Source organism: Halalkaliarchaeum sp. AArc-GB (assembly GCF_031432225.1).
Classification (GTDB): domain Archaea; phylum Halobacteriota; class Halobacteria; order Halobacteriales; family Haloferacaceae; genus Halalkaliarchaeum.
Genome location: NZ_JAVKGM010000001.1, coordinates 508,448 through 532,035, shown reverse-complemented (window position 1 = coordinate 532,035; position 23,588 = coordinate 508,448). Strand labels below are relative to the sequence as shown.

The window sequence follows — 23,588 nt, the reverse complement described above, 5'->3', positions numbered from 1 at the left end:
CGATCGCCGCTCTCAGCTCCGATCACTTTCGAGTACTGTTTTTTGCCCCGGCGACGTGTCGTCCGAAAGGCGCCACAGCGCCCGGTACAGCGTCCACAGGTCACAGCCAACGCGATCGGTAACGCGGCGGCACGCTCCGAGATATCGTTCGTAGTCGGCAGCCGAGAGCTCGTCGGGGTACGGTTCATCCAGTTCGCCCGCCTCCCGGAGTGTGTGCCACTCGCGGGCCCCGACTGCGACGTAGCGGGACGGGTCTATGAAAAACAGAAACGCCGAGGCGACGCCGACGTCGACGGCGGGAAGTTCCGTGAGGGAGTCGACCGCCTCCGTCGACGATTCGGCGGTTCTCGCTTCCTCGATGCGTTCGGTTACTGTGTCGAACTCGTTGTCGCGGAACCGGGATTCCGACTCGCGCCGCTTTTCGTCGGGGAACGCGCCGAGATGCCGGCGGTAGTACCACCGGATCGGCCACTGGACGTCCCGGCGACCGTACTCCCCCGATTCGAACGTCTTCGGGAGGATCTCGAGGTGGTCGGACTCGACTGCGTACAGCGCCTCTTCGGTTCGATACGCCGTGGCAGTTTCTTCGATCAGCGAGGGCGTAAGTTCCATGCAGTCGGCTAGGGATCCACTCGGATCAACGTTTTCCCGATCGGGCGAGCGGTTCGACGCTCCTCCGAGAAAGATTCATGCAGCTGGAGCCGCAGTTTGAGACGTATGACTCTGATTACGACACCGACCGGGAATCCGTCGCCGATGGCGCGGAAGCACTCGAAAATAGCTACGTTCTCGGGTGATCGAAATGTCCAGTGACGACGAGCCAGTGAAGACGATCTGTCCGTACTGTGGCGTCGGCTGTGGTATCTCGGTTCGACCCGGAGAGGAACCCGGCGACATGCGGTTCATGCCGTGGGGCGAGGCACCGGTAAACGAGGGGCGCGTCTGTATCAAGGGCGGCGCCGCAACCGAGGTCGTCGACCACGAGGACCGACTCACCGAACCGCTGATTCGGGAGGACGGGGAGTTCCGCGAGGCCACCTGGGAAGAGGCGTACGACCTCGTCGTCTCGGAGATGGGGCGGATCCGCGAGGAACACGACCCCGACGCGATGGGCTTTTTCGGCTCCTCGAAGGTGATGAACGAGGAGAACTACCTCCTCCAGAAGCTCGCCAGGCGCTACGGCACCAACAACGTCGACAACTGCACCCGGATGTGCCACGCCTCGACCGTGTGGGCGCTGCGGACGAGTCTGGGTGCGGGCGCGATGACCAACAGCATGGCCGACCTCCGCGACGAGGCGGACGTGCTGTGGATCCAGGGGGCGAACCCGGGCGAACAGCACCCGATCGCCAACAGTCAGTACTTCCGGCAGGCGGTTCTCGAGGGAGCGACGGTGATCCAGGTCGATCCCCACGCCAACAAGACGACCCGGTCGTTCAAGATCGACGAGACCGACCGGCACATGCACCTCCAGCTGAAGCCGGGAACCGACATCCCTCTCCTGAACGTCGTGTTGAAAACGATCCTGGAGAACGGCTGGATCGACGAGGAGTTCATCGACCAGCGCACCGAGGGGTTCGAGCACCTGAAAGAGACACTCGAAAACTTCGACAAGGAAGCCGCCGCCGAGGAGTGTGGCGTCCCGCTTTCGGACATCGAGGCGGCCGCAGAGAAGTACGCCACCGCAGACAACGCCGCCATCTTCACCGGCATGGGGATGAGCCAGCACACCTGCGGCGTCGACAACGTCCAAAACGAGATCAACCTCGCGTTGATCACCGGCAACCTCGGCAGACCGGGCACGGGCGTCAACCCGCTTCGCGGCCAGAACAACGTCCAGGGGACCTGTGACGTCGGTGCGATGCCGAACGTCCTGCCGGGTTACCAGCTGGTCGACGACGACGAGGCCCGCCGGAGCGTCGAGGAGGTGTGGGGCTTCGAGGTGCCGCCCGAGCCCGGCCTGACGAACGTCGAGATCTCTCACGAGGCCGGCAATTCGGTCCACGGGCTGTACGTGATGGGTGAGAACCCGATCATGAGCGAGCCCGACGGCAACCGCGTCGAAGAGCGGCTCGAGGAGCTCGAGTTCATGGTCGTCCAGGACATCTTCATGACCGAGACGGCCAAGCTGGCCGACGTCATCCTGCCGGCGACGACCTGGGCGGAACGCGGGGGCACCGTCACCAACACCGATCGCCGGGTCCAGCGGATGCGCGGGGTCGAGAAAGTCCACGAGGACACGAAACACGACCTCGACATCCTGATGGAGGTCGGCTCCCGGCTGTTCGGCGAGAAGGAGTTCCGATTCGACGACGTCGAGGACGTCTTCGAGGAACTTCGTCAGGTGTGTCCGATCTACTACGGCATGGACTACGACCGGCTCGGCGAGGAGGGGGTCCAGTGGCCCTGCTACGAGCCCGGCGACGAGGGGGACATGTACCTTTACGAGGAGGAGTTCGATACCGAAAACGGCCTCGGGAAGATCGAGGGCGTCACTCACCAGCCACCCAAGGAGGTCCCTGACGACGAGTACCCGCTCGTGTTGACGACCGCCCGACTCGAAGAGCATTACAACACCGGGACGATGAGTCGGCGCTCGCCGACGCTCAATCGGCAGCACCCCGAGAACTTCGTCGACGTCCACCCGAACGACGCAGAGCGCTACGGGATCGAGGACGGCGACTACGTGAAGCTGAAGTCCCGCCGCGGCGAGATCACCCTGCTCGCACAAGTCACAGAGGACATCAAAGAGGGTGTCGTCTGGACGACGCCACACTTTGCGGCCGCCTCTGCGAACCGGCTGACCAACGACGTGCTCGACGAGCGCGCGAAGATCCCCGAGTACAAAGCCGCGGCCGCGGAGGTCGAGGTCGGGATCGAACCCGCGGAGGCCCCCGACGACGCGCCCGCGGACGACTGAAAAGGCGAAACTGCGTACCGAACCGTTTTCCCGATCGCGTGTTCCGAACTGTTCTTCGAAGCGTCAGTTCCCGCCCTTGCGGAAGATCTTGTACAGCGGGTGATCCTGGGCGGGGCGACGGCCGTAGGCCATCTGGGCGGCGTAGCCGACGTAGGCGTCCGCCTGCGAGACCACCGAGTACATCTCCGGGGCGCTGTGGATCGTCCCGTAGAGGTTGAAGTCTGCCCCGAGGTGGACGATGACGGAGTTGGCGACCGCCTGGCGGAGCTTCTTTGTGTCCTCGCTCAGCGGGTCGTCCATCTCCCACCGGATCACTTCGTTGTGCGGGGAGCAGCCGGCCGGGATGCCGTACCGGTCTTTGATCTCGTGGATCGCCTTCGCCGCGAACCCGGAGTCGGGGATGTCGATGACGGCCGGATCGACGATCGTCTTCGAGATGCCCGCCTCCTCGGCGACTTCGAGGTTCTCATCGAGGGCGTCGAACCGTCCCTGGAGGGTGAGGTTCTTGGTGTCGATGCTGAGCAGGACGGCGGCGTCGATGCCGGCGTTTTGAATCGCCTCGATCTCGATGTCGACCTCCTTGGTGCTGGACTCGATCGAGTTGTAGATGATCTGGTCCTGGATGCCGACCTCGCCGACGTGTTTGGCGGCCTCCGACCGGATCTTCGGGGTGGGGCCGTCCATGAAGATCGGGATGTCGGTCTCCTCGGCGACGAAGTCGACGTGTTTGATCAGCGCTTCCGGGGAGTCGCCGATCACGTCGAGCATCGCGGGGTTGCCGGTTTCCTCGGAGACTTCCTCGACCATCCGGATCGCCTCGCGGGCGCCTTCCTCGTCGAACTCGCCGGTCTTCGGGTCCTCGAGCAGTGAGTCGCCCTTGTAGAAGATACTGCCGACCATCACGGTGGGATGCTCGCCGGGTTGCCCACCGATCTTGACGCCGTTGATGTCGTACACCTCTTGCTCCGATTCGAACGTGAACATCGCGTACAATTACTGTGGGAGCACCCTTATTTCTTTGTAACTTATCGTCGGGTCTTTTTGAGCCGCTACAGCACTTTCTGCCGCCATTCCTCGGTGTCGGCGGCCTGGTTGAACGTGTACAGGTGAACGCCTTCGATCGGGGACTCCGGATCCGCCCCGTAGGGTGCGAGTTCCTCGACGAGCTTGTCCGGTGTGTAGTTCCCCCGCGATCCGACGAGTTGCTTGACGAAGCCGGTGATCCCGGTCGTCTTGCGCAGGAAACCGATCGAATCGCCGACGCCGACCTTTCGGGAGATCTGCAGCAACCGCTTGTACTTCACCACGCCGGGAATCCCGACGTGGACCGGGAGTTCGATCCCTCGATCGTGGACTCCCTCGCTCCACTCGATGATCGCGTCGGGATCGAAACACAGCTGGGTAACGACGTACGTCGCGTACGGGGATTTCTTTTCGAGCGCCTCCGCGAGGGTCGCGTCGTCGATCTTCTGATGTCCCTCGGGGTAGCCGCCGATCCCGACCTCCTCGAAGTCGTAGCCGTGTTCCGAAAGCGCTACAAGCGCGTCGTGGGCCGACTCGAACTCGCCGACCGGCTCCTCGTTGTCGCCGCCGACGACGAACAGGTCGGAGACGCCGGCCTCCTCGTACTGGTCGGCGATCTCCTGGAGGTGATCGACGTCTCTGACGCCCCGGGCGGCGATGTGAGGCGTCACCCTGAACCCGCGCTCGACGGCGTCCAGCGACACCTCGATGGTTCTGTCGATCCCGAGATCCGGTGACGCCGTAACGGCGATCTTCGATCTCTCCGGAAGCTGGTCGGCCTGATCGTAGAAGCTGTCGAACGGTAGCAACTCGAAGCGCGGATCCGTGAGCAGAGCCCTGATGTCGTCGGCTGTCATCTGTCGGTTTCTCCTACGTCTTGTATGGTCGAAGCCGGGATATATGTTTGGAAGAGTGAAATTATACTTTGCTCTCCCGAGAAGAAACACTGTGTTCTGGAAACAGCGTTTTGCATTCCGTCGTTGGGCGGTTCCGTCTGCGAGGACGCAGACCAGCGAGAGCTACAGGGGGGTTCCGGGTGGATGCCGTTCGAGGTGTTCGGTGTCTTCATCCGGATCGACGAGCGATTCCAGCACGGACGTGTCGCCGTCGACGATCGAGAGCGTCACGTCGTGTCCGTCGCCGTGTTCGGCGGACAGTTCTGCCACGAACGTCCGGAACGACTCGGCGTACTCCCGGTGAAACTCCAGACACGTGCCGGTGTCGGTCAGAACCACACGGTCGTAGAACCCGACGACGTCGTGAAAGAAGCGTCCGATCGCCTCCCGGGACATTCCCTGTCCGCGTTCGACGGCCCGTTCGAACCCGCCGGTGTCCGGCCAGCTGATCCGGAGCTCGTCGGGCTCGGCGTTCGCCCGATCGAACTGTTCGATCAGCTGCTCCCCCTCACCGAGGAATCCCCGGTACAGTTTGTGGGCGTCGAGGCCGCGGTCGATCCACCCGCGCGTGAGATAGTACGTCCCGCTTGCCTTCCGCTCGCCGAACTCGAGGGGCTCGATACCGTGGAGGAACACCGAGACGCAGTCGCCGGCCCGACTTCGGAACAGCGGTACCTGACGGGTCTGGATCCCGGACAGCGCCTCGTCGTCGGCGTCGTACAGGAGGAGGATCCGATCCACGCCGGCGTCTTCGAGTTCCCGCACGTACCGGTCGATCAACTCGGTGATCTCCGCGTTCCGTGGGACATTTACGGGAAATTCGTGATACTCCTGTGGGACGTACCGAACCGTCGCGTCGGGCGCGATCTGTTCGAGCTCCGCATACAGCGTCTCACAGGCGACGATTCCGAGCGAGTTCTGTTCGGTGTGCTCGCTCATCGTTCGGCCCGCTGTCCGTCCCGCACGACGACACCCCGCTCCTCGTCGAACTCGCCGATCCGTTCCAGGACGCTGGGGTACAGTTCGATCCGCTGGTGGGGGACGTACATCGACTCCATGAAGTTGTTCCGGAACACTTCGGTCCCGGCGATCTCGAAGTACTCGACATGATCGACGATCTCCATGGCCTGGGCCCGCTTCTCCCGGTTCAACAGCGCGAGCTGTGCGCCGATCCCGGCGGCGTTGCCGAGGGACTCGACTGCGTCGAAGTCGACGTCGGGATACAGGCCGACCGTCATCGCGGACTCCGGATCGATGTAGTTGCCGAACGCCCCCGCGAGGACGACCCTATCGACGGCGTCGATCTCGAGTTCGTCCATCAACACGCGGGTGCCAGCTTGGATCGCGGCCTTCGCCTGCTGGATCTCCCGGAGGTCGTTCTGGGTGACGACGACGTCGCCGTCGATCCCGGACTCCTCGTCGAAGACGAGCACGTACTCGATGACGTTGTCGGCGTTTCGCCTGAGCCGCGGATGATCCAGAAGCTCCTCCTGGAACTGCCCCCGCTGGTCGATCACGCCCGCCTCGAACAGTTCCGCGAGCACGTCGATGATCCCCGACCCACAGATCCCGATGGGCGGTTCCTCGCCGATGACCTCGAGGTCGGGTGAAAGCGTCTCCGCGTCGATGGTGACGAACTCGACGGCGCCGTCCTGGGCGCGTACGCCGTGTGTGATCTCTGCACCTTCGAGGGCGGGACCGGCCGGCGCGGAGGTCGACCACATCCGTTCGCTGTTTCCGACCGAGATCTCGCCGTTGGTCCCGATGTCGACACAGACGGTGAGCTCCTCGTTTTCGTGGTGTTGTGACACCAGGAGCACCGACACCTTGTCGGGTCCGACCCAGCCGCCGCTTATCGGGAGCCAGTAGAGGTAGCCGGCGGGGTTGATGTCGATGTCCAGTTCTCTGGCCTTGACAGTGACGGGGGCGTGGTTGGCCGCCACGTACGGGGAGCCGGCGACATAGTGGGGATCGATCCCCAAAAAGAGGTGATGCATCGCGGTGTTCCCGACGAACACCGCCTCGTAGACGTCCTCGGCGTCGATCCCTGCCTCCTCGATTACTTCCTCGACGAGCTCGTTTACCCCGCCGACGATCGCGTCCTGGAGCTCCTCGCGACCGTTCTCGCTTCGCCGGGTGTGTCGCATCCGGCTCATGATGTCGCCGCCGAACTTGCTCTGTGGATTCATCCGCGAACTCACCGCAGCGCGATCGCCGGTCTGGAGGTCGACGAGGTAGACGGCGATGGTCGTCGTGCCGATGTCGATCGCCAGCCCGTACATGGTCTCGTCCCATCCCGGCGTGACGTCGATGATCTCCTCGTCGTCGTACACCGTCACCGTTGCGTGGAGCTTTTCGTCGGCCTCCGCCCCGCGAATCAGGTTCGGAAGCTCCTGATGGACAGTTCGATCGATCTCCTCGATCGTGACCCCGTAGTTATCCTCGAGCGCCTCGCCCACGCGCTCGAGATCGGCCGTGTTGTCCGAAAGCGACGGCGGCGACAGCTCGAGGTGGTAGTTTGTGACCACTGGATCGAGGTCGACCTCCAGTTCGCGACCCTCGGTGAGGACGACGCCGCCAGTGTTCTGTGAGACGTTCGGAACCGTGACGTCTACCGGGCTGCATTCGACGTTCGCACGACAGGAGAGACGATAGCCCGCTTCGAGCTGCTCTTCGGACAACAGTAGTTCGTCGGCGTCCGTTACGGGGGACAGACAGTCTTCACCGTCGTCGACGATGACCTTGCAGGTTCCACAGAGACCCTCCCCACCGCAGAGACTCTCGATCGAAAGTCCCGCTCGGTCGGCTGCCTCGAGAAGGGTTGTTCCCTCCTCGACGTCGACGCTGGTTTCCCAGGGGGAGAATCGCACAGTCGAATCGTCACTCATGTAGGTTTCTGTTGGAAAACAGGAACCCCCAGTCAAAAGCGTGTCGCCGTTGTTTGGTACCTCGGCACGAACCGCGCATGATATAATTAGTTGACAAAAAGTATATTCACAACGACTCGGATTGTCCGAACGATGTCCCACGAGTACACCGTCGTCGATCCCGACGAGATCGAACCAGATCAGTTCCCCGAGTCCGGGCTCAACCACCGAAAGCTAACGGAGGCTCTCGGCGCAACGGAGATGCGGGTAAACTTCATCCGGCTGTCCCCGGGGGACGTCACCGGGTACCACAAACACGAGCGCCAGGAGGAGGTGTTCGTGCTGTTGTCCGGTCCCGGAAGAGCTCGGATCGGAGGCGATCTCGTCGACGTGCCGAAGTGGGGCGTCGTCCGCGTTCCCTCGGAGACACCGCGACAACTTTTGAACGACGCCGACGAAGGTGAGGCAGTGTGGCTCATGCTCGGAGCACCGACTGTCGGCACCGTCGAGGACTTCGGGGAGTACGTGGTGGTCGACGAGGAGTGAACGCCGGACCGTTCACTACGATAACATTCCTACTGTTGTAATGGAGCACTTAAAGGAGCGAACTATTTAACGGCAAGAGTTAGGGATATATAGTTAAATATAATTAAAGTCATTGCGAACAACGAGAGTTTGCAACGTTCGGTTTTCGCCGATCCTGTCGGGCGTGAGGCGTCGGATCCGGCGTTCCTCGTCGGGGATAATAAAGACATGAAATCTTGATGGGATAGTGTTTTTTAGGATTGGCTGATAATGTAGTTCACGTATGAGCAGTAAAGAGCTGCCGTCGAAGGCAGGCACCGTCATTATCGGCGCAGGGATCGTCGGAACGAGCCTCGCGTATCACCTCGCGGACCAGGGCCGCGAGGACATCGTTCTCATCGACAAGGGGCCGTTCCCGGACCCGGGTGGATCCACCGGCCACGCGTCCAACTTTATCTTCCCCATCGAGCACAACAAGGAGATGGCCTTGTTGACGAAGGACGCGATGGAACAGTACAAAGAGGAAGACCTCTTCACCAACAGCGGCGGTATCGAGGTCGCCCGAACCGAGGAGCGAATGGAGGAGTTCCGCCGCCAGATCGCCTCCTCGAAGTCGTGGGGTCAGGACGCGGAGATCATCTCCACCGAGGAAGTCAAAGAGATGGTCCCGTACATCAACGAGGACATCATCGAGGGTGGTTTCTGGGAGCCCAACGCCGGCGTCTGTGACCCCCTCCGGTTCGGCGAGATCAAGCGAAAGGAAGCCGAGGAGTGGGGTGTGCTGCAGTCGTTTGCAAACACCGAAGTAACCGACATTCACGTCGAAGACGGCGCGATCTCGGCTGTCGAGACCGACCGCGGAACGGTTTCCGCCGACGAGGTCGTCATCGCCGCCGGCCTCTGGGCCCCGAAGCTCGCGGAGATGGCCGGCACCGAGATCCCGCTCACACCGGCCGTCCACCAGATGATCAGCGTCGGTCCGATCGACGTACTCGAGGAGACCGGCGAGGAGGTCGGCTTCCCGATCGTCCGTGACGTCGACACCCAGATGTACGAGCGGCCGAGCGGTAACGACATGGAGGTCGGCTCCTACGAGCACCGGCCGATCCTGTGGGACGTCGAGGACGTCCCGTCCAACGAGGAGGCGCCGCTGTCGCCGACGCAGCCGCCGCTGACCCAGGACGCGTTCGATCCGTCGATGGAGCACGCCCTGGAGATCATGCCCGAAATCCTCGAGGACGCCGAGATCCGTCACGCGATCGACGGCCTGCTTTCGGTCACGCCGGACGGCATGCCGCTGGTCGGCCCGATGGACGACGTCGACGGCCTCTGGTCGTGTGCGGCGATCTGGATCAAGGAAGCGCCGGCGTTCGCGAAGTACACCGCCCAGTGGATGACCCAGGGCTATCCCGAGGTCGACCTCCACCAGTCCGACGTCAACCGCTTCGAGGGCTACGGAACCTCCAAGAAGTTCGTCAAAGAGCGTGCCCACGAAGGATTCCAGAAGATCTACGACATCGTCCACCCGCGCGAGCAGTGGCAGTCCTCGCGTCCCCTCCGCCAGAGCGCCTTCTACGGCCGGCAGGAGGAACTCGGCGCGGAGTTCTTCGAATCCGCCGGCTGGGAGCGCCCGCAGTGGTTCGAGTCCAACGAGGACCTCCTTGAGAAGTACGAGGACGAACTCGACGGCCTCCAGCGTCCCAACGAGTGGGACAGTCGCTGGTGGTCCGAGATCATCCTGGGCGAGCATCTCCACATGCGCGACAACGTCGGCATGATCGGCGACATGGGCTTCGGTATCCTCGATCTCGTCGGCGATGACGTCGAGGAGTTCACCCAGAAGGTCATGGTCGCGGATACGTCCATCGACGTCGGCGAATCGGTGTACACTCCCGTGCTCGCGAAGAACGGCGGCTTCGTCTCCGATCTGACGATGGCTCGCCTCGCGGAGGACCACTTCCGTGTGATGACCGGCGGCGGAGAGACCGGTCCCGACAAGCGGTGGTTCCGCAACAACATCGGCGATCTGGACGTCCGCATCGTCGACAAGACGTCGTCGCTTGCGACCCTGGGCGTCTGGGGCCCCAACGCCCGGGACGTCATCCAGGATCTCGCCGAGGAAGACGTTTCCCACGAGGAGTTCCCGCCGTACACCGCACAGGAACTCACGCTCGGCGAGGTCGACGTCTGGGCGTTCCGCATCTCCTACGTCGGCGAACTCGGCTGGGAGCTGTACGCCCCGATGGAGCAGGGCGGCCGCCTGTGGGACCTCATCTACGAGGCAGGTCAAGCGTACGACATCCGTCCGGTCGGCATGGGCGTCTACGGCACCACCGGTCGCATGGAGAAGGGTTACCGGCTGTACGGCCACGAGCTCGAACTGGAGTACAACCCCGCCGAGGCAGGCCTCACCTTCCACGGCGTCAAGGACGAGGACTTCATCGGCAAGGAGGCGTACGCAGAGGCGATCGAGGAGGAGAACGTCGCCACGCTGTGTACCCTCACCGTCGACGACCACGCCCCCGAAGGCGGCGAGCCGCGGTTCATGACGGGCAACGAGCCGGTCCTCGATCAGGACGGCAACGTGCTCGTCGACGAAGAGGGCCGTCGCTCGTACGTAACCAGTGCCGGCACCGGTCCGTCCCTGGGCAAGCACCTGCTGATGGCGTACATCCCACAGGAGTACGCAGAGGAAGGCGAGAGCCTGCAGGTCGAATACATGGGTGACCACTACCCGGTCACCGTCGAGCGAGTCGGCAGCAAGCCGCTGTTCGATCCGAGCAACGACCGCGTCCTGCAGTAAGCCCTGTAGGAACGCTGAAACCCCCGGTTTCTTTAGCGTTCCAGTAATCACTTCAACACACAACCATGGAAACCATAGCCTGTATCAAGCGCGTGCCCGACACGGGCGCAAAGATCGTACTGACCGACGACAAACAGGACGTCGACGCCAGCAGCATCGGCTACACAATCAGCCCGCACGAGGAGTGCGCCGTCGAGGAGGCAGTCAGCCTCGTCGAGGAGAACGGCGGCACCTCGACGGTGCTGACGCTCGGCGACGAGGACGCCACCGAACAGCTCCGCACGGGCGTCGCAATGGGCGCAGACGAGGCGAAGCTGCTCGAGGCCGGAGATCACGAGTGGGGTCCGATCACCACCGCCCGCGAGATCGCCGAGGCCGTGAGCGATGAGGACGGCGAGTCGAAGTACGACCTGCTGTTCTTCGGAAACGAGTCCGCCGACGCACAGAACTACCAGGTCGGTATCCGCGTGGCGAACCAGCTCGACCTGCCGGTCGTCACCGGAATCAAGGATGTCGAAGTCGACGGCGACACCGTGATCGCAAAGCGCGAAGTGGCCGGCGGCAACGACGTCTTCGAGGTTCCGATGCCCGCCGTCGTCACCGTGAAGGAGGGCGTAAACACCCCGCGGTACCCGTCGATGCGGAGCCGAATGCAGGCCCGCCAGACGGACGTCGACCGTAGCGGTGCCGAACCCGAGGACGTCACGGACGTCCGGAAGGTCGAACTCGAGGTGCCGGAACAGGACGACAGCCCCGCGGAAGTGCTCGGGGACAGCCCCGAGGCGGCCGTGGACGTCGTCGAAGTGCTCGAAGATCTGGAGGTGGTCTAAATGGTACTTACGCTCGTCGAACACGACGCCGGCGCGGTTGACGACGTCTCCCTGGAGACGGTCACCTTCGCGCGGGACGTCGCGACACAGGAGGACGAACAGCTCGTCGCCGCCGCGTTCGGTGACGGCGCAGGAGACGTCGCCGAGGATCTCTCGGCGTACGGCGTCGACCAGGTGTGTGCGATCGAGCACGACCTGCTGGACGCCTACGCACCGGAAGGGTACGCAAAGAGCCTGGCCCAGCTCGTCGAAGAGCTGTCGGCCGGGACGGTCGTCGCCCCCGGAAGCGACTGCGGTCACGAGGTGCTCGCGCACCTGGCGACGCAGCTCGACGTGCCGCTGGCCACGAGCTGTACCGAAGTCGAGGCCGGCGACGTGTACGGGGTCACCCGCCAGCGCTGGGGCGGCAGCCTCATCGAGCACGCCGAGCTCGAGGCGGACGTCAAGCTGCTTACGGTCGTCCCCCACGAGGTGTCCGCCGAGCCCGCCGACGCGGCGGCCGATACCGCCGTGGAGCCGTTCGCGCCCGACCTCGACGACGAGGACGTCGCCGTCCGCGTCGTCCGGCAGGAGGAGTCCGACATGGAGGGTATCCCCCTGTCGGAGGCCCGGGTCGTCATCGGTGGCGGCCGCGGCGTCGGCAGCGCGGAGGACTTCGATCAGCTCGAGGAGCTCGCGGATCTGCTCACCGGGACGGTCGGCGCCACCCGCGCGGCGGTCAACGAGGGGTGGCGACCCCACGACGACCAGATCGGCCAGACGGGTGCGAAGATCGCCCCCGAGGTGTACATCACCGCTGGCATCAGCGGGGCCGTCCAGCACTGGGTCGGCTGCAAGGGAAGCGAGAACGTGATCGCGATCAACACCGACCCCGAGGCCGCGATCATGCAGAAGGCCGACTACGCGGTCGTCGCCGACCTCCACGAGGTCGTCCCGCGGCTCATCGAAGAGCTCGAGGAGTAGACGACCGCCGCCGGTCGTGAATATTGTAGTACGATAATTTATATTATCGCACTCTAGTAGGGAATATGTCATAACCGCGTTTCGAGAGAAGTTCGGACAAGAGTGTGGAATACATCGTTATTTTCGTTTAGTACTTTGGAAAATGAGGTTTTGAGTATATTTCAATAAGTTGCATGTCCAATTTACCGGTGAGGAATCACTCGGGTTTACTATCTGCGGTTCAGTATATCTGTACAACAGTCACATTATGATTATGTGAATTTTTACTGATACATTCGCCGATCGTGCCGGTAAGCCAAACGATTATTCCGGTCGACCCTTACCACGGGACAATGACGCGCGAACGATTCCGTCCCCCAGACCACGAAACGGAGAGCTTCCTTTTGACGACAGTCGTCGGCAGTTATCCCCGGCCGGCGTGGCTTGCCGAGATCGAGGACGCGCACGCCGACGGCTCGGTCTCCGAAGAGACGGTCGAGGAAGCGCTGGACGACGCCAGCCGGGCCGTCGTGAACGTCTTCGACCGGATGGGACTGGACGTCGTTACCGACGGGGAGGTGCGGCGGGAGGGAATGATCGAATACTTCGCGCGGTTTATCGACAACATGGAGCAGGACGGCGGGGGGGACGGAACCGGCTGGAACACGGGGATGCCGACGATCGTCGACGAGGTCTCCTCGAGCCAGCCGTGGCTGGTCGACGACTACCGGTTCGCCACGACAGTCACCGACTGTCCGATCAAGGTCACGGTGACGGGGCCGTTCACGCTCGCGTCGTTCAGCCAGCCGCAGGCGTACGATGACGTCGGGGAGCTCACCGCGGATCTCGCGGAACTGGTCGCTGCGGAGGTCGCGCGGCTCGTCGACGCCGGCGTCGAGTGGATCCAGATCGACGAGCCAGGGCTCGGGATCTCCCCACATTCGGAGCTGGCCCACGAGAGCCTCTCGCGGATCGCCGAGGAGGTCCCCGACGACGTCCGTCTGGGCGTTCACGTCTGTTCTGGCAACTACGACAACCTCGCCCCGGAGATGTTCTCGTTCCCGGTCGACGAAGTGGATCTGGAGTTCGCCAGCGACGACGCCGACGACCCGGCCGACGTGCTCGCAGAGTACGACGGCACCGTCGACATCGGGTTCGGCGTCGTCGATCCGCAGGACCGGGACGTCGACTCGGTCGAGGAGATCCGGGCCCGGATCGAGGAGGCGGTGTCGATCGTCCCCCCCGAACAGCTGACGATCACGCCGGACTGTGGGCTCAAGCCGGTGGAGCGACCGATCGCCCGCGAGAAACTCGAGAACATGGTCGAAGCAGTCGAGGCCGTCGAGAAAGCCATGGACGCCGGCGACATCGACACCGCGTAGTCGGCCGGCGGTAACCGATAGACGGCAATCGCTTCGGGACGGACTGCAGCTTCTGGGGCGCCAGCCCAACACTGAACAATTATAGGTTCGCTCGCTCAAGGGACCTCCAATGAGCACCATCACGAAGATCCATTACTCTCATCCGGACATGGCTCTCGCCCACACTATCCGGTCGCTTCCCCGGGGCGACGTTCGGGTGCTTCCGGAGGTCGCCACCGATCCGCAGCACAACATGTACTACATCGTCTTCGAGGGGGAGTTCGACCAGCCGATCGACGACATTCTCGCTGAAGATCACACTGTCGAGGAGGCGAAGTTGATGTCCGATTACGGGGACCAGCTGGTGTACGGCATCATCTTCACCGACGAGACGAAACTGATTGCGCCGAAGGTGACCGAGGTCGGCGGGATGTCACTCGACGCCAGATCCTTCTCGAACGGGTGGATCGAACGTTGGCAGCTTCCCAGCCGCGAGGTACTGGCGGAGATCTGGGAGTACGCCCGGGACAATTCCTTTACGTTCGACGTACTGGAACTCCACCAGATCAGCGAACGGGAACACGACGACGGCTACGGTCTCACGGCAGAACAACACGAGGCGCTCGTGACGGCGTTCGAACGCGGTTATTTCGAGGAGCCGCGCGGGATCTCCCTGGTGGAGCTCGCTGACGAACTCGGCATCTCGCCCGCCGCCGCGAGCGGCCGGCTCCGACGCGGTCTCACCCGACTCATCGGCATGACGATCGTCGATCCCGACACGGAACGGGTGGAGTAAACGACACGCGGGATCCCTATTCTGTTCGCTCCAGACGACCGGCTGGAGTGTCATTCGATGTGGCTCCGCGAGATAACGTAATTCAGTCACAGTATCTCCGAGATAGCGGAGTATTTAGTTACATGCCCAAGCCTCATTATTGTGGGTCTTTTTATTATGGCCACGATGCGACCACCAAAACGACGCGACGTCGTGAAAGCGGCGGCAGGAGGCCTCGTTCTCGGAACGATTCCAGGATCGGCTGCCGGACGATCCGAGCGGTCGGACACCGCCCCCGGGAACGGTCCGGGATACGAGATCTGGGCGGCGGATCAGGGGACGAACACGCTGTACGTCTATCGTCCCCACAGGCGCGGGCGTGGCGAACCCGAGTTCCGTCTTCAGGACGTCGTCGATCTGGGTGCTCGGGGAATCGAAACGCCTCACATGATTTCCTACTCCTCCGACTATCAGTACGCCCTGACCGCAAACACCGGATCCGGTGACGTAGCCGTCATTCACACGCCGAGCAAGCGAGTCGTCGACGTGATCGACACGGGCCCGGGGAGCCACTTTGCGGGCTTTACACCGGACGACAGACACATCCAGGTCGACGTGATCGGCGAAGGGACGATCAAACGCGTCGATGCGGATCTCCGACACGAGGAGTTCGAAATCGTCGACGAAATCAACGTCGCAAGCGAAATCGAGGAGCTGGTCGGGGACCGATACGGTGAGTTCGATGAAGACGACGGGGAGCTGCGACCGATCTGCCACGACTACACCGCCGACGGCTACTCTTATCACACACTCGGGCCGAGCTACCACAACGCCGGGTTGGCGATCCTCGACGCCGAGACGTTCGAACTCGAGGCGGCGTTCCCGCCCACGGACGTTCCGACGAACTGCGGGACGATCGCCCATCCGGAACGGGATCGATTCTACCTCACTGCGGGGCTCCCGTCGGATCCGGACGACGACCTCGAGGGCGTCGGCGAGTGGTACGTCTTCGATACGGAGGTTCACCGACCGATCGACACCGAGGGGAATACTGTCGGCGAGAGCCAGACAATCGAGCCCGAAGCTATCGCCCGAGACTCGGGCGGGGTCGACGCGCACGGCTTCTGGTTCGCAGAAACCGACGAACTCGAACTGTGGCTCCTCAACAGGGAGACGAACGACGGAATAGTCGTCGATCCGTCCGACGACGATGCAACGGAGCCGGACGACGACACCGTCGAGAGGATCGAAAAGTTCGGGCCCAACACCGAGGTGCCGCCCGACGGCGACTCCCCCGACATCATGTGGAGTTCCCCCGACGACGAATACATGTTCGTCACGCTCCGGGGACCGAACCCACTTTCGGGCGATCCGCACGCCGCGACGGGTGTCAACCCCGGGTTCTCGGTGCTCGACATCGAAACGCGGGAGATCGTCGAGGTCGTTCGGCCGGCTCCGGGCGACGAAAACAGCGATTTCCACGGCATCGGCGTCCGCCCAGTCGACGGCGCGTCGAACCGCGGACGGTAGAAAAATCGAACCCCCGGCGAACCGGTCGCCTCATCGACTACTGGAACGTCCGGCCCAGTTCGGCGTCGTCGCGTTCGACGTCGCTCTTTTTGAACTGCCGTTCGATCTCCTCGTAGCGCTCCCGGGTTTCGGGGGTGACGCTCGGGTTCACCTCGTCGAGCGCCTGCTCGAAGTGGTCGGCGGTGATCCGAACGTTGCCGACCGACTCGCCGACCTCCTCGGGGGAGACGCTGTGGACGAACTCCCGGGAGGCGGCCATTGCGGCCTCGCGACACACCGCCTCGAGATCGGCGCCGACGTACCCCTCCGTCCGCCGGGCCAGCGAGTCGAGGTCGACGTCGTCCGCCAGTGGCTTCTCTCGGGTGTGAACCTCGATGATCGCCCGGCGGGCCTCCTCGTCGGGAACGGGCACGTGGACGTGACGGTCGAGCCGGCCGGGGCGCAACAGCGCCGAGTCGATCAGGTCAGGCCGGTTGGTCGTCGCGATCACCACGACGTCTTCCAGCGCCTCCAGCCCGTCCAGTTCCGTCAGCAACTGGGAGACGACGCGCTCGGAGACGCCCGAATCGCCGGTGTGGCTGCCGCGCTCGCTCGCGATCGAATCGATCTCGTCGAAGAAGACGATCGTCGGGGCGTTCTCGCGGGCCTTCGAGAACACCTCGCGGACGCCCTTCTCCGACTCGCCGACGAACTTGTTGAGCAGTTCCGGCCCCTTGATCGAGATGAAGTTCGACTCCGCCTCGTTGGCTACCGCCTTCGCGAGCAGCGTCTTGCCGGTTCCGGGCGGTCCGTACATCAGGACGCCCTTGGCCGACTGGATGTCCAGCTCGTCGAACACCTCGGGGTACTCGAGGGGCCACTGGATCGTCTCGCGGAGGCGTTCTTTGGTGTCTTCCAGGCCGCCGACGTCCTCCCAGGTGACGTCGGGCACCTCGACGAACACCTCCCGGAGCGCCGAGGGTTCGATCCCCTTCAGCGACTCCTTGAAGTCGCTTTTCCGGATCTGGATCGATTCGAGCACCTCGGCGTCGATCTCGTCGCTTTCGAGGTCCAGCTGCGGGCGGATCCGTCGCAGCGCGGTCATCGCCGCCTCCTTTGCGAGGCTCTCGAGGTCGGCCCCGACGAAGCCGTGGGTGTTCTCGGCGTACTCGTCGAGATCGACGTCATCGGTGAGGGGCATGTTCCGGGTGTGGACCTGGAGGATCTCCTTGCGGCCGTCCCGGTCGGGGACGCCGATCTCGATCTCGCGGTCGAACCGGCCGCCCCGGCGCAGGGCGGGGTCGATCGCGTCGACCCGGTTGGTCGCGCCGATGACGACGACCTGGCCACGCTCCTCGAGGCCGTCCATGAGCGAGAGTAGCTGGGCGACGACCCGGCGTTCGACGTCGCCGCTTGCTTCCTCGCGCTTTGCGGCGATCGAGTCGAGCTCGTCCATGAAGATGATCGCAGGCGCCTCCTCTGTGGCCTCCTCGAACACCTCCCGGAGCTGCTCTTCGCTCTCGCCGTAGTACTTCGACATGATCTCCGGACCGGAGACTGTGTGGAAGGAGGCGTCGATCTCGTTTGCGACCGCCTTCGCGATCAGCGTCTTTCCGGTCCCGGGCGGCCCGTGCAGGAGGACGCCCTTTGGCGGCTCGATGCCGAGCCGCTTGAACAGTTCCGGATGCCGCATCGGCAGCTCGATCATCTCGCGGACCTGCTCGAGCTCCTGGTCGAGCCCGCCGATGTCCTCGTAGGCGACGTCGGGGGATTCAGCGGGGTCTTCCGGTCCGGCGTCGCGGATCTCCTCTGCGGGCCGCTGGCTGATCTCGACTTCGGTCGAGTCGGTGACCACGACCGTCCCCGAGGGGGTCGTCGAGGCGATCTTCAGAGGGATCGCCTGCGACTGGCCACCCATAAAGCCGAACCCGAGCGGTAGCTGGACGCTCTGTCCCGTCGTCACCGGCCGGCCGCCGAGCTCGCGCCGAATGAGCGACTCGAGGTTCCCGCGGATACCGAGCCGCTGGGGAAGCGCGATCGTGACGCGTTCGGCCGGTTCGACGTCGGCCTTCTCGACGGTTACGCGGTCGTCGATGCCGACGCTGGCCTCCTGTCGGAGCTGGCCGTCGATCCGGACGATGCCGGTGCCGTCGTCCTCCGGGTAGCCGGGCCACACGCGCGCGACGGCGGTGCCGTCGCGGCTCTCGATGCGGATGAAATCTCCGCCCGAAAGATCCATCTCGTCGGCGGCGACCCGATCGATCGCCGCGAGTCGACGCCCGGCGTCTTTCTGTTTGAGTGGTTTGACTGTGAGCTTCATGCGTTCTCGTCCAGTTCGGCCGAATCGTCGCCTGAGCCGATAGCGTCTTCGGTCCGATCCGTTTCGATCTCGATCGTAAGCACGCCGTTGTTGACCGTGGCGCTGGTCTCGCCGTGCGGGAGATCGAGTTCGGACTCGCCGATCCGCCCGTCGTGTTCGATCACGACGATGGCGGTGTCGCCGACGACGTCGACGTCGACTGCCTCGTCTGCGACGGGCAGGTCGGCGGCGATGACGACCCGATCGCCGTAGTTGTACCGGCGCAGGAATCCGCCGTCACGATCGATCTGTAGCTGTTGGTTCATAAGTATCCTAACTACAGGTTAGGTGCAAGACTATTTAAATATATCGAATACTATAACCGCAGGACACAAGCCGGATATCCCGATGATTCGGCGATTTCGATGGCTCAACGGTAGAATTGCGGTTCACACCACTGACGTCCGTCGAACCGCAGGAAATGCGGTGGTGGCGACCGTTCGAGGCGGCGAATGGGGAGCAGGTGGGGTTTTTATCTTCGGGCGTCGGATTTCGAGGTATGCAACGAGTGCGCCACCACGGGCGGGAGATCGCCTATCGGGTGTCCGACCGGGGCGGGACGGGGCCGTCGCTTCTGTGTGTCCACGGCAGCGGGGGAAGCCACGGCGTCTGGAAGAGCCAGTCCCGGCTGGCGGATCGCTACCCAATCGTCTCGCTGGACCTTTCGGGACACGGCGAGAGCGACGACGTCGACGCCAACGCCGGGGTCGAGTCGCTTTCGGCGTACGCGGCGGACGTCGAGGCGGTCGCCGAGGAGACGGGCGCGGACGTGCTCGTCGGCAACTCGCTCGGGGGGGCGGTCGCCATGTGGGTCACACTCGAGCGCGAATTCGATCCTGCCGGGCTCGTACTGGTCGGGACGGGCGCGAAGCTCTCGGTGCTCGAGGACCTGCTCGTGTGGCTCTCGGAGGACTTCGATCGGGCCGTCGACTTCCTCCACGCCCGGAACCGACTGTTTCACGATCCCGACGAGCGGTTGCTCGAACTCTCGCGGGAGTCGATGGAAGCTGCCGGACGGGCAGTCACCGAACGGGACTTCCGGACCTGCCACGCGTTCGACGTTCGAGACCGCCTCGATGGAATCGACGTACCTTCGCTTGCAGTCGTCGGGGAACACGACAAGCTCACTCCGCCGTGGTATCACGAGTTCCTGGCCGAGGAGATCCCCGACTGCGGACTAGCCCACGTCGAGGACGCCGCCCACCTCGCGATGCTCGAACAGCCGACCGCGTTCAACGCCGCACTCGAGGAGTTCCTCTCGCGACTGTAGCCTCCCCTCGGTCGAACGGGACGGCCCCACCGAACGCTTTCTTCCCGCGGGGTGAGAACCACCCCCGAACTACTTGGAACTGGCAGACAAACGTCCATTCGGGAACGCAAAAACGCGGGATCCCGATTGTGAGCATCGGAACGGAGATATCCCGAGCGGACCTACCCACAGAACAATGGATATTGCCGACATCGTATCGACGGAGTACGTAGAGTTTACGCCCGACGCACGGGTCTCGAAGCTGGTCGGGACCTTCGAGGATCCGTCGGTCAAAGGGGTCGTCGTTCGCGAGGAAGGCGGGGACGTCGAGGGGGTGGTAACGAGACGGCAGCTCGCGAGCTCCTATCACCCTCCCGATGAGAAGCTCGGGTCGCTCGTGTGGCACGTTCCACAGCTCGCGCCCGACGAGGACGTCCGCAAGGTCGCTCGGCTGATGACTGGAAGCGATTCCCAGTTCCTCCCCGTAATCGACGGCGGTGAACTGGTCGGCGTCGTCACTGCCGACGGCGTTCTCGGTGCGGTCGAACCGTTCCTCGATTCGGCCACCGTCGCCGACGTCTACAGCGAGGATCTCGTTTCGGTGGCCCCCGACTCGACGTTCGGAGAGGCGTTGCACGTGCTCCGCGACAACCGGATCGCCCACCTTCCGGTGGTCGACGACGGGGACGCGGTCGGTATCCTCAGCCTGTACGACGTCATGGGGGTCGTCGTCAGATCCGAGGGGAAAAGCCAGGGCGGGGACGCCGCCGGCACCGATCCCTTCGGCGGGGAGATCGCCCACAGCGCCGGCCGAACCAGGCGCGGCGGCTACGGCGCACGGGAAGGGGAGCTCGCCCGGATGCTCGAACTCCCGGTCCGGGACGTCATGGTCTCGCCCGTGCGGACGATCGCGCCCGACCGGACGCTACAGGAGGCCGTCGGGGAGATGTTCGACGTCGGCGGCTCGGCGCTCGTCGTCGTCGACGACGGAGGGGCGAACGGGATCGTCACGAAGACCGACGTGTTGGAGGCGCTCACCTGGGAGGCCGAAGGGACGCGGGCGGTCCAGCTGTACGGCAGCGACCTGCTGGACGACATGAGCTACCCGGAGGTCGTGGAGATGGTCGATTCGTTCGACCAGCGGGACGGGAACATGACGGTGCTCGACGCGAGGATCCACCTCCACGAGCACGATGAGACGCTGCGAGGGACGCCGCTTTTGCTCGCGCGAATCCGTCTGCACACGGACCGCGGGCTGTACATGGCATCCGGGGAGGGGTACGGCGCGAGCCACGCCATCGGCGAGGCGCGCGAGGTGCTCCAGCGGCGGATCCAGGACCGGAAGACCTACGGCAAGAGCAAGAAGCCGCGGGACGAGGAGTTCTGGGAGAAACGGTTCGGCTGGTGGCTCGAAGGCTGATCGCTCCCCCCACACCCGTTCTCAGTTATTGGCAACGACCAGTCTACTCTTTGAGTTCGTAGGCTTGCTTTTACGTTATGAGCGGAATACGGGCGGCCTTCGTCGTTCGCAACGCGACGGGATGTCCCCTCGCTCGTGCTTCCAGTGAGATCGACGGGCCGATCGATGGCGTGACGCGGTCCTCTCGCGTCGAGTCGGGCGCCGTCATCGAGGAGTTCGAATTGACCACGCCGGAGGGTACCGAGTCGCTTTCCGATGAGGAGATCCGCAAGGTGTTCTCCGCCGACGGGATCGACGTCTATCGGTTCAGGCGAGAGACGGCCGACGACTGCGTCTGTGAGGTGGTCGAACGCTCGGGGACGCCCATCTCGGCGATCCGCGCGGAGAACGGCGCGCTTTTCCTGTGGCTGTACGCGTCCGACGTGGAAGCGGTCAGATCCGTGGTGTCAGACCTCCAGGCGGCCTTCGACGACGTTCGACTGCGCCACCTCGTGCGGGAGAACGACGGCGCAGGTGACGATTACGTGCTCGTCAACCGAAGCCGGCTCACCGAGCGCCAGCGCGAGGTGGTCCGGACCGCCTTCGCGATGGGCTATTTCGATTACGACAGTGGGACGAACGCGGGCGATGTCGCGGAGGCGCTGGGGATCAGCCACTCGACGTTCGCAGAACACCTCGCGGCCGCCCAGACGAAACTCCTCGAGCCGATCCTCTCAGACTGATCTCGAGCCGATCCTCTCAGACTGATCTCGAGCCGATCCTCTCAGACTGATTCGGCCGGCGCGATCTCGGCGGCTTTCGCCCGGGCCTTCGAGACGACTGCCGGTCTGGCCTCGAACTCCAGGGTGACGTACTCCTCGGAGTAGGTCTCCTCTTTTACGTGCGCGTTGTCGTGGATCCAGGAGACGACGCCCATCGTCGCCTCCGAGAGAGGCAACAACAGCCGTTCCCGGTGCCAGTCGGGTAGTTCCTCCTCGACGCGCTCGCGCAGGCGGTCGATCCCGGCGCCGGTTTTCGCCGACACGGCCACCGGGTTCGGGGCGATGTCCGACATCGCAGCGCGTTTCTCCGCGAGTTCCTCGTCGCTAATCCGATCGATCTTGTTGAACACGGTGACGATCGGTGCCTCGTTGCGTTCATAGAGGGTGTCGTGGGAGGTAACGAGCTTCTCGCGCATCGTCTGGGTCGGCTCCCCCGCGTCGACGACGAGCAACACCAGGTCGGCCCGGTAGACGGAGTCCAGCGTCGACTGGAACGACTCGACGAGCCAGTGTGGCAGATCCGAAATGAAGCCCACGGTGTCCGTCAGCAACACGTCCCGCCGCTGCATCTTCGCCCGGCGTGTCGTCGTCCCGAGCGTCGTAAACAGCCTGTCTTCGGATTCGGCCGTCGTCGCCAGGTCGGGGTGACGGTCCACGTTTTCGTCGACGTCCAACTCCGCTGCGAGCTGGCGCAACAGCGTCGACTTCCCCGCGTTGGTGTAGCCGGCCAGCGCGACCAGATCGAACCCGGAGTCGCGACGCTGCTCGCGACGGGACCGCTCTTTGTCCGCGATCGATTCGAGCTCCTCGCGGATCTCGGAAATCTGGCGCTTGATGTCCCGTTCCCGGGACTCGTCGTACTCCCCCAGCCCCATAAATCCGGGCCGCTCGTCGCGTTTTGCCAGGCTCGCTTTCGCCTCCGCACGCGGCAGTTCGTATCGCAGCTGTGCCAGCTCTACCTGTAACTGCGCCGTTCGGGTGTTGGCCCGCTGCCCGAAGATGTCGAGGATCAGCGTGAACCGGTCGACTACTTCGACGCCTTCCGGAAGCTTCTGTCCGAGGTTGAACGTCTGATACGGACCGACTTCGTTGTCGATGATGACGGCATCGGCGTCCGTCCGGTCGACCAGCTCGGCGAGTTCGTCGACCTTCCCCTCGCCGAAGTGGTACGCCGCGTCCTCCGTCCGGGTCTGGGTGAGTCGACCCACCACGTCGTATCCCGCGGAAACCGCGAGATCCTCGATCTCCGTCAGATCGGCCGTGCCGCTGTCGACGCGCTTTGCGAGCACTGCCTTCATGCGTCGGTGTCCTGGCGTGTCGGGACGCTCGGGTGTCTACGGGTGTACAG

Annotated in this window: 19 protein-coding genes; 11 read left to right on the top strand and 8 right to left on the bottom strand. The window is 63.8% G+C overall.

The window, feature by feature from the left end; all coding sequences use genetic code 11:
- Positions 1 to 12 precede the first annotated feature (12 nt).
- On the bottom strand, positions 13 to 612 hold the full coding sequence (locus tag RH858_RS02670; RefSeq protein ID WP_259533726.1) for a hypothetical protein: 600 nt from the start codon (positions 610 to 612) through the stop codon (positions 13 to 15).
- Between the two features lie 190 nt (positions 613 to 802).
- Here RH858_RS02670 and fdhF point away from each other — a divergent pair, with 190 nt between their 5' ends.
- Positions 803 to 2,920: a formate dehydrogenase subunit alpha gene (gene fdhF / locus RH858_RS02665; protein WP_259533725.1), complete on the top strand. Its 2,118-nt coding sequence runs from the start codon at positions 803 to 805 to the stop codon at positions 2,918 to 2,920.
- A 63-nt stretch (positions 2,921 to 2,983) separates the two neighbouring features.
- On the opposite strand, the gene RH858_RS02660 is transcribed toward fdhF, so the two are convergent.
- The 4 genes from RH858_RS02660 to RH858_RS02645 all read right to left on the bottom strand — a co-directional run bounded on the left by RH858_RS02660 (position 2,984) and on the right by RH858_RS02645 (position 7,727).
- Positions 2,984 to 3,904 (bottom strand): tetrahydromethanopterin S-methyltransferase subunit H, encoded by a 921-nt coding sequence (locus RH858_RS02660; RefSeq protein WP_259533724.1) that lies wholly within the window; start codon positions 3,902 to 3,904, stop codon positions 2,984 to 2,986.
- Between the two features lie 65 nt (positions 3,905 to 3,969).
- Positions 3,970 to 4,800: a methylenetetrahydrofolate reductase gene (locus RH858_RS02655; protein ID WP_259533723.1), complete on the bottom strand. Its 831-nt coding sequence runs from the start codon at positions 4,798 to 4,800 to the stop codon at positions 3,970 to 3,972.
- A gap of 162 nt (positions 4,801 to 4,962) precedes the next feature.
- On the bottom strand, positions 4,963 to 5,778 hold the full coding sequence (locus RH858_RS02650) for a DUF1638 domain-containing protein (protein WP_259533721.1): 816 nt from the start codon (positions 5,776 to 5,778) through the stop codon (positions 4,963 to 4,965).
- Positions 5,775 to 7,727, bottom strand: coding sequence for an ASKHA domain-containing protein (locus RH858_RS02645; protein ID WP_259533720.1), 1,953 nt, complete (start codon positions 7,725 to 7,727; stop codon positions 5,775 to 5,777). The genes RH858_RS02650 and RH858_RS02645 overlap by 4 nt, the downstream gene beginning before the upstream one ends.
- 132 nt (positions 7,728 to 7,859) lie before the next feature.
- Here RH858_RS02645 and RH858_RS02640 point away from each other — a divergent pair, with 132 nt between their 5' ends.
- From RH858_RS02640 to RH858_RS02610, 7 genes are all read left to right on the top strand, one after another.
- Positions 7,860 to 8,252: a cupin domain-containing protein gene (locus tag RH858_RS02640; RefSeq protein WP_259533719.1), complete on the top strand. Its 393-nt coding sequence runs from the start codon at positions 7,860 to 7,862 to the stop codon at positions 8,250 to 8,252.
- Between the two features lie 262 nt (positions 8,253 to 8,514).
- A complete protein-coding gene (locus RH858_RS02635) occupies positions 8,515 to 11,034 on the top strand; it encodes an FAD-dependent oxidoreductase (RefSeq protein ID WP_259533718.1) in 2,520 nt (839 codons plus the stop codon).
- Positions 11,035 to 11,099: 65 nt separating this feature from the next.
- Positions 11,100 to 11,864 carry an electron transfer flavoprotein subunit beta/FixA family protein gene (locus RH858_RS02630; RefSeq protein ID WP_310561080.1) on the top strand — a complete coding sequence of 255 codons (765 nt, stop codon included), beginning with the start codon at positions 11,100 to 11,102 and terminating at the stop codon, positions 11,862 to 11,864.
- Positions 11,865 to 12,827: an electron transfer flavoprotein subunit alpha/FixB family protein gene (locus RH858_RS02625; protein WP_310561079.1), complete on the top strand. Its 963-nt coding sequence runs from the start codon at positions 11,865 to 11,867 to the stop codon at positions 12,825 to 12,827.
- A 332-nt stretch (positions 12,828 to 13,159) separates the two neighbouring features.
- Complete coding sequence (locus tag RH858_RS02620) at positions 13,160 to 14,188, top strand: methionine synthase (protein ID WP_259533715.1); 1,029 nt, start codon at positions 13,160 to 13,162, stop codon at positions 14,186 to 14,188.
- 109 nt (positions 14,189 to 14,297) lie between these two features.
- A complete protein-coding gene (locus RH858_RS02615) occupies positions 14,298 to 14,963 on the top strand; it encodes a helix-turn-helix domain-containing protein (RefSeq protein ID WP_259533714.1) in 666 nt (221 codons plus the stop codon).
- A 165-nt stretch (positions 14,964 to 15,128) separates the two neighbouring features.
- The gene (locus RH858_RS02610; RefSeq protein ID WP_259533712.1) at positions 15,129 to 16,472 is read left to right on the top strand and encodes a lactonase family protein; all 1,344 of its coding nucleotides are present in this window, start codon (positions 15,129 to 15,131) and stop codon (positions 16,470 to 16,472) included.
- Between the two features lie 37 nt (positions 16,473 to 16,509).
- Here the strand turns inward: RH858_RS02610 and RH858_RS02605 are convergent, their stop codons facing one another.
- Both RH858_RS02605 and RH858_RS02600 read right to left on the bottom strand, forming a co-directional pair.
- Positions 16,510 to 18,771, bottom strand: coding sequence for a CDC48 family AAA ATPase (locus tag RH858_RS02605; RefSeq protein WP_310561078.1), 2,262 nt, complete (start codon positions 18,769 to 18,771; stop codon positions 16,510 to 16,512).
- A complete protein-coding gene (locus RH858_RS02600; protein WP_310561077.1) occupies positions 18,768 to 19,076 on the bottom strand; it encodes an Hsp20/alpha crystallin family protein in 309 nt (102 codons plus the stop codon). The genes RH858_RS02605 and RH858_RS02600 overlap by 4 nt, the downstream gene beginning before the upstream one ends.
- A 233-nt stretch (positions 19,077 to 19,309) precedes the next feature.
- On the opposite strand from RH858_RS02600, the gene RH858_RS02595 reads away from it, so the two are divergent.
- The 3 genes from RH858_RS02595 (at position 19,310) to RH858_RS02585 (ending at position 22,201) form a co-directional block, all read left to right on the top strand.
- Positions 19,310 to 20,080, top strand: a complete 771-nt coding sequence (locus RH858_RS02595) for an alpha/beta hydrolase (RefSeq protein ID WP_259533707.1) — start codon at positions 19,310 to 19,312, stop codon at positions 20,078 to 20,080.
- Positions 20,081 to 20,255: 175 nt separating this feature from the next.
- A complete protein-coding gene (locus RH858_RS02590; protein ID WP_259533705.1) occupies positions 20,256 to 21,479 on the top strand; it encodes a CBS domain-containing protein in 1,224 nt (407 codons plus the stop codon).
- 77 nt (positions 21,480 to 21,556) lie between these two features.
- Positions 21,557 to 22,201, top strand: coding sequence for a helix-turn-helix domain-containing protein (locus RH858_RS02585; RefSeq protein ID WP_259533704.1), 645 nt, complete (start codon positions 21,557 to 21,559; stop codon positions 22,199 to 22,201).
- A gap of 41 nt (positions 22,202 to 22,242) precedes the next feature.
- Here RH858_RS02585 and hflX read toward each other — a convergent pair whose 3' ends face one another.
- Positions 22,243 to 23,538 (bottom strand): GTPase HflX, encoded by a 1,296-nt coding sequence (gene hflX, locus RH858_RS02580; RefSeq protein WP_259533702.1) that lies wholly within the window; start codon positions 23,536 to 23,538, stop codon positions 22,243 to 22,245.
- Positions 23,539 to 23,588: the final 50 nt, after the last annotated feature.

What these genes read in the sequence shown, in the direction of transcription:
- RH858_RS02670 (WP_259533726.1), bottom strand. Translation starts at nt 612, where the DNA reads ATGGAACTTACGCCCTCGCTGATCGAAGAAACTGCCACGGCGTATCGA.
- fdhF (WP_259533725.1), top strand. Translation starts at nt 803, where the DNA reads ATGTCCAGTGACGACGAGCCAGTGAAGACGATCTGTCCGTACTGTGGC.
- RH858_RS02660 (WP_259533724.1), bottom strand. Translation starts at nt 3,904, where the DNA reads ATGTTCACGTTCGAATCGGAGCAAGAGGTGTACGACATCAACGGCGTC.
- RH858_RS02655 (WP_259533723.1), bottom strand. Translation starts at nt 4,800, where the DNA reads ATGACAGCCGACGACATCAGGGCTCTGCTCACGGATCCGCGCTTCGAG.
- RH858_RS02650 (WP_259533721.1), bottom strand. Translation starts at nt 5,778, where the DNA reads ATGAGCGAGCACACCGAACAGAACTCGCTCGGAATCGTCGCCTGTGAG.
- RH858_RS02645 (WP_259533720.1), bottom strand. Translation starts at nt 7,727, where the DNA reads ATGAGTGACGATTCGACTGTGCGATTCTCCCCCTGGGAAACCAGCGTC.
- RH858_RS02640 (WP_259533719.1), top strand. Translation starts at nt 7,860, where the DNA reads ATGTCCCACGAGTACACCGTCGTCGATCCCGACGAGATCGAACCAGAT.
- RH858_RS02635 (WP_259533718.1), top strand. Translation starts at nt 8,515, where the DNA reads ATGAGCAGTAAAGAGCTGCCGTCGAAGGCAGGCACCGTCATTATCGGC.
- RH858_RS02630 (WP_310561080.1), top strand. Translation starts at nt 11,100, where the DNA reads ATGGAAACCATAGCCTGTATCAAGCGCGTGCCCGACACGGGCGCAAAG.
- RH858_RS02625 (WP_310561079.1), top strand. Translation starts at nt 11,865, where the DNA reads ATGGTACTTACGCTCGTCGAACACGACGCCGGCGCGGTTGACGACGTC.
- RH858_RS02620 (WP_259533715.1), top strand. Translation starts at nt 13,160, where the DNA reads ATGACGCGCGAACGATTCCGTCCCCCAGACCACGAAACGGAGAGCTTC.
- RH858_RS02615 (WP_259533714.1), top strand. Translation starts at nt 14,298, where the DNA reads ATGAGCACCATCACGAAGATCCATTACTCTCATCCGGACATGGCTCTC.
- RH858_RS02610 (WP_259533712.1), top strand. Translation starts at nt 15,129, where the DNA reads ATGCGACCACCAAAACGACGCGACGTCGTGAAAGCGGCGGCAGGAGGC.
- RH858_RS02605 (WP_310561078.1), bottom strand. Translation starts at nt 18,771, where the DNA reads ATGAAGCTCACAGTCAAACCACTCAAACAGAAAGACGCCGGGCGTCGA.
- RH858_RS02600 (WP_310561077.1), bottom strand. Translation starts at nt 19,076, where the DNA reads ATGAACCAACAGCTACAGATCGATCGTGACGGCGGATTCCTGCGCCGG.
- RH858_RS02595 (WP_259533707.1), top strand. Translation starts at nt 19,310, where the DNA reads ATGCAACGAGTGCGCCACCACGGGCGGGAGATCGCCTATCGGGTGTCC.
- RH858_RS02590 (WP_259533705.1), top strand. Translation starts at nt 20,256, where the DNA reads ATGGATATTGCCGACATCGTATCGACGGAGTACGTAGAGTTTACGCCC.
- RH858_RS02585 (WP_259533704.1), top strand. Translation starts at nt 21,557, where the DNA reads ATGAGCGGAATACGGGCGGCCTTCGTCGTTCGCAACGCGACGGGATGT.
- hflX (WP_259533702.1), bottom strand. Translation starts at nt 23,538, where the DNA reads ATGAAGGCAGTGCTCGCAAAGCGCGTCGACAGCGGCACGGCCGATCTG.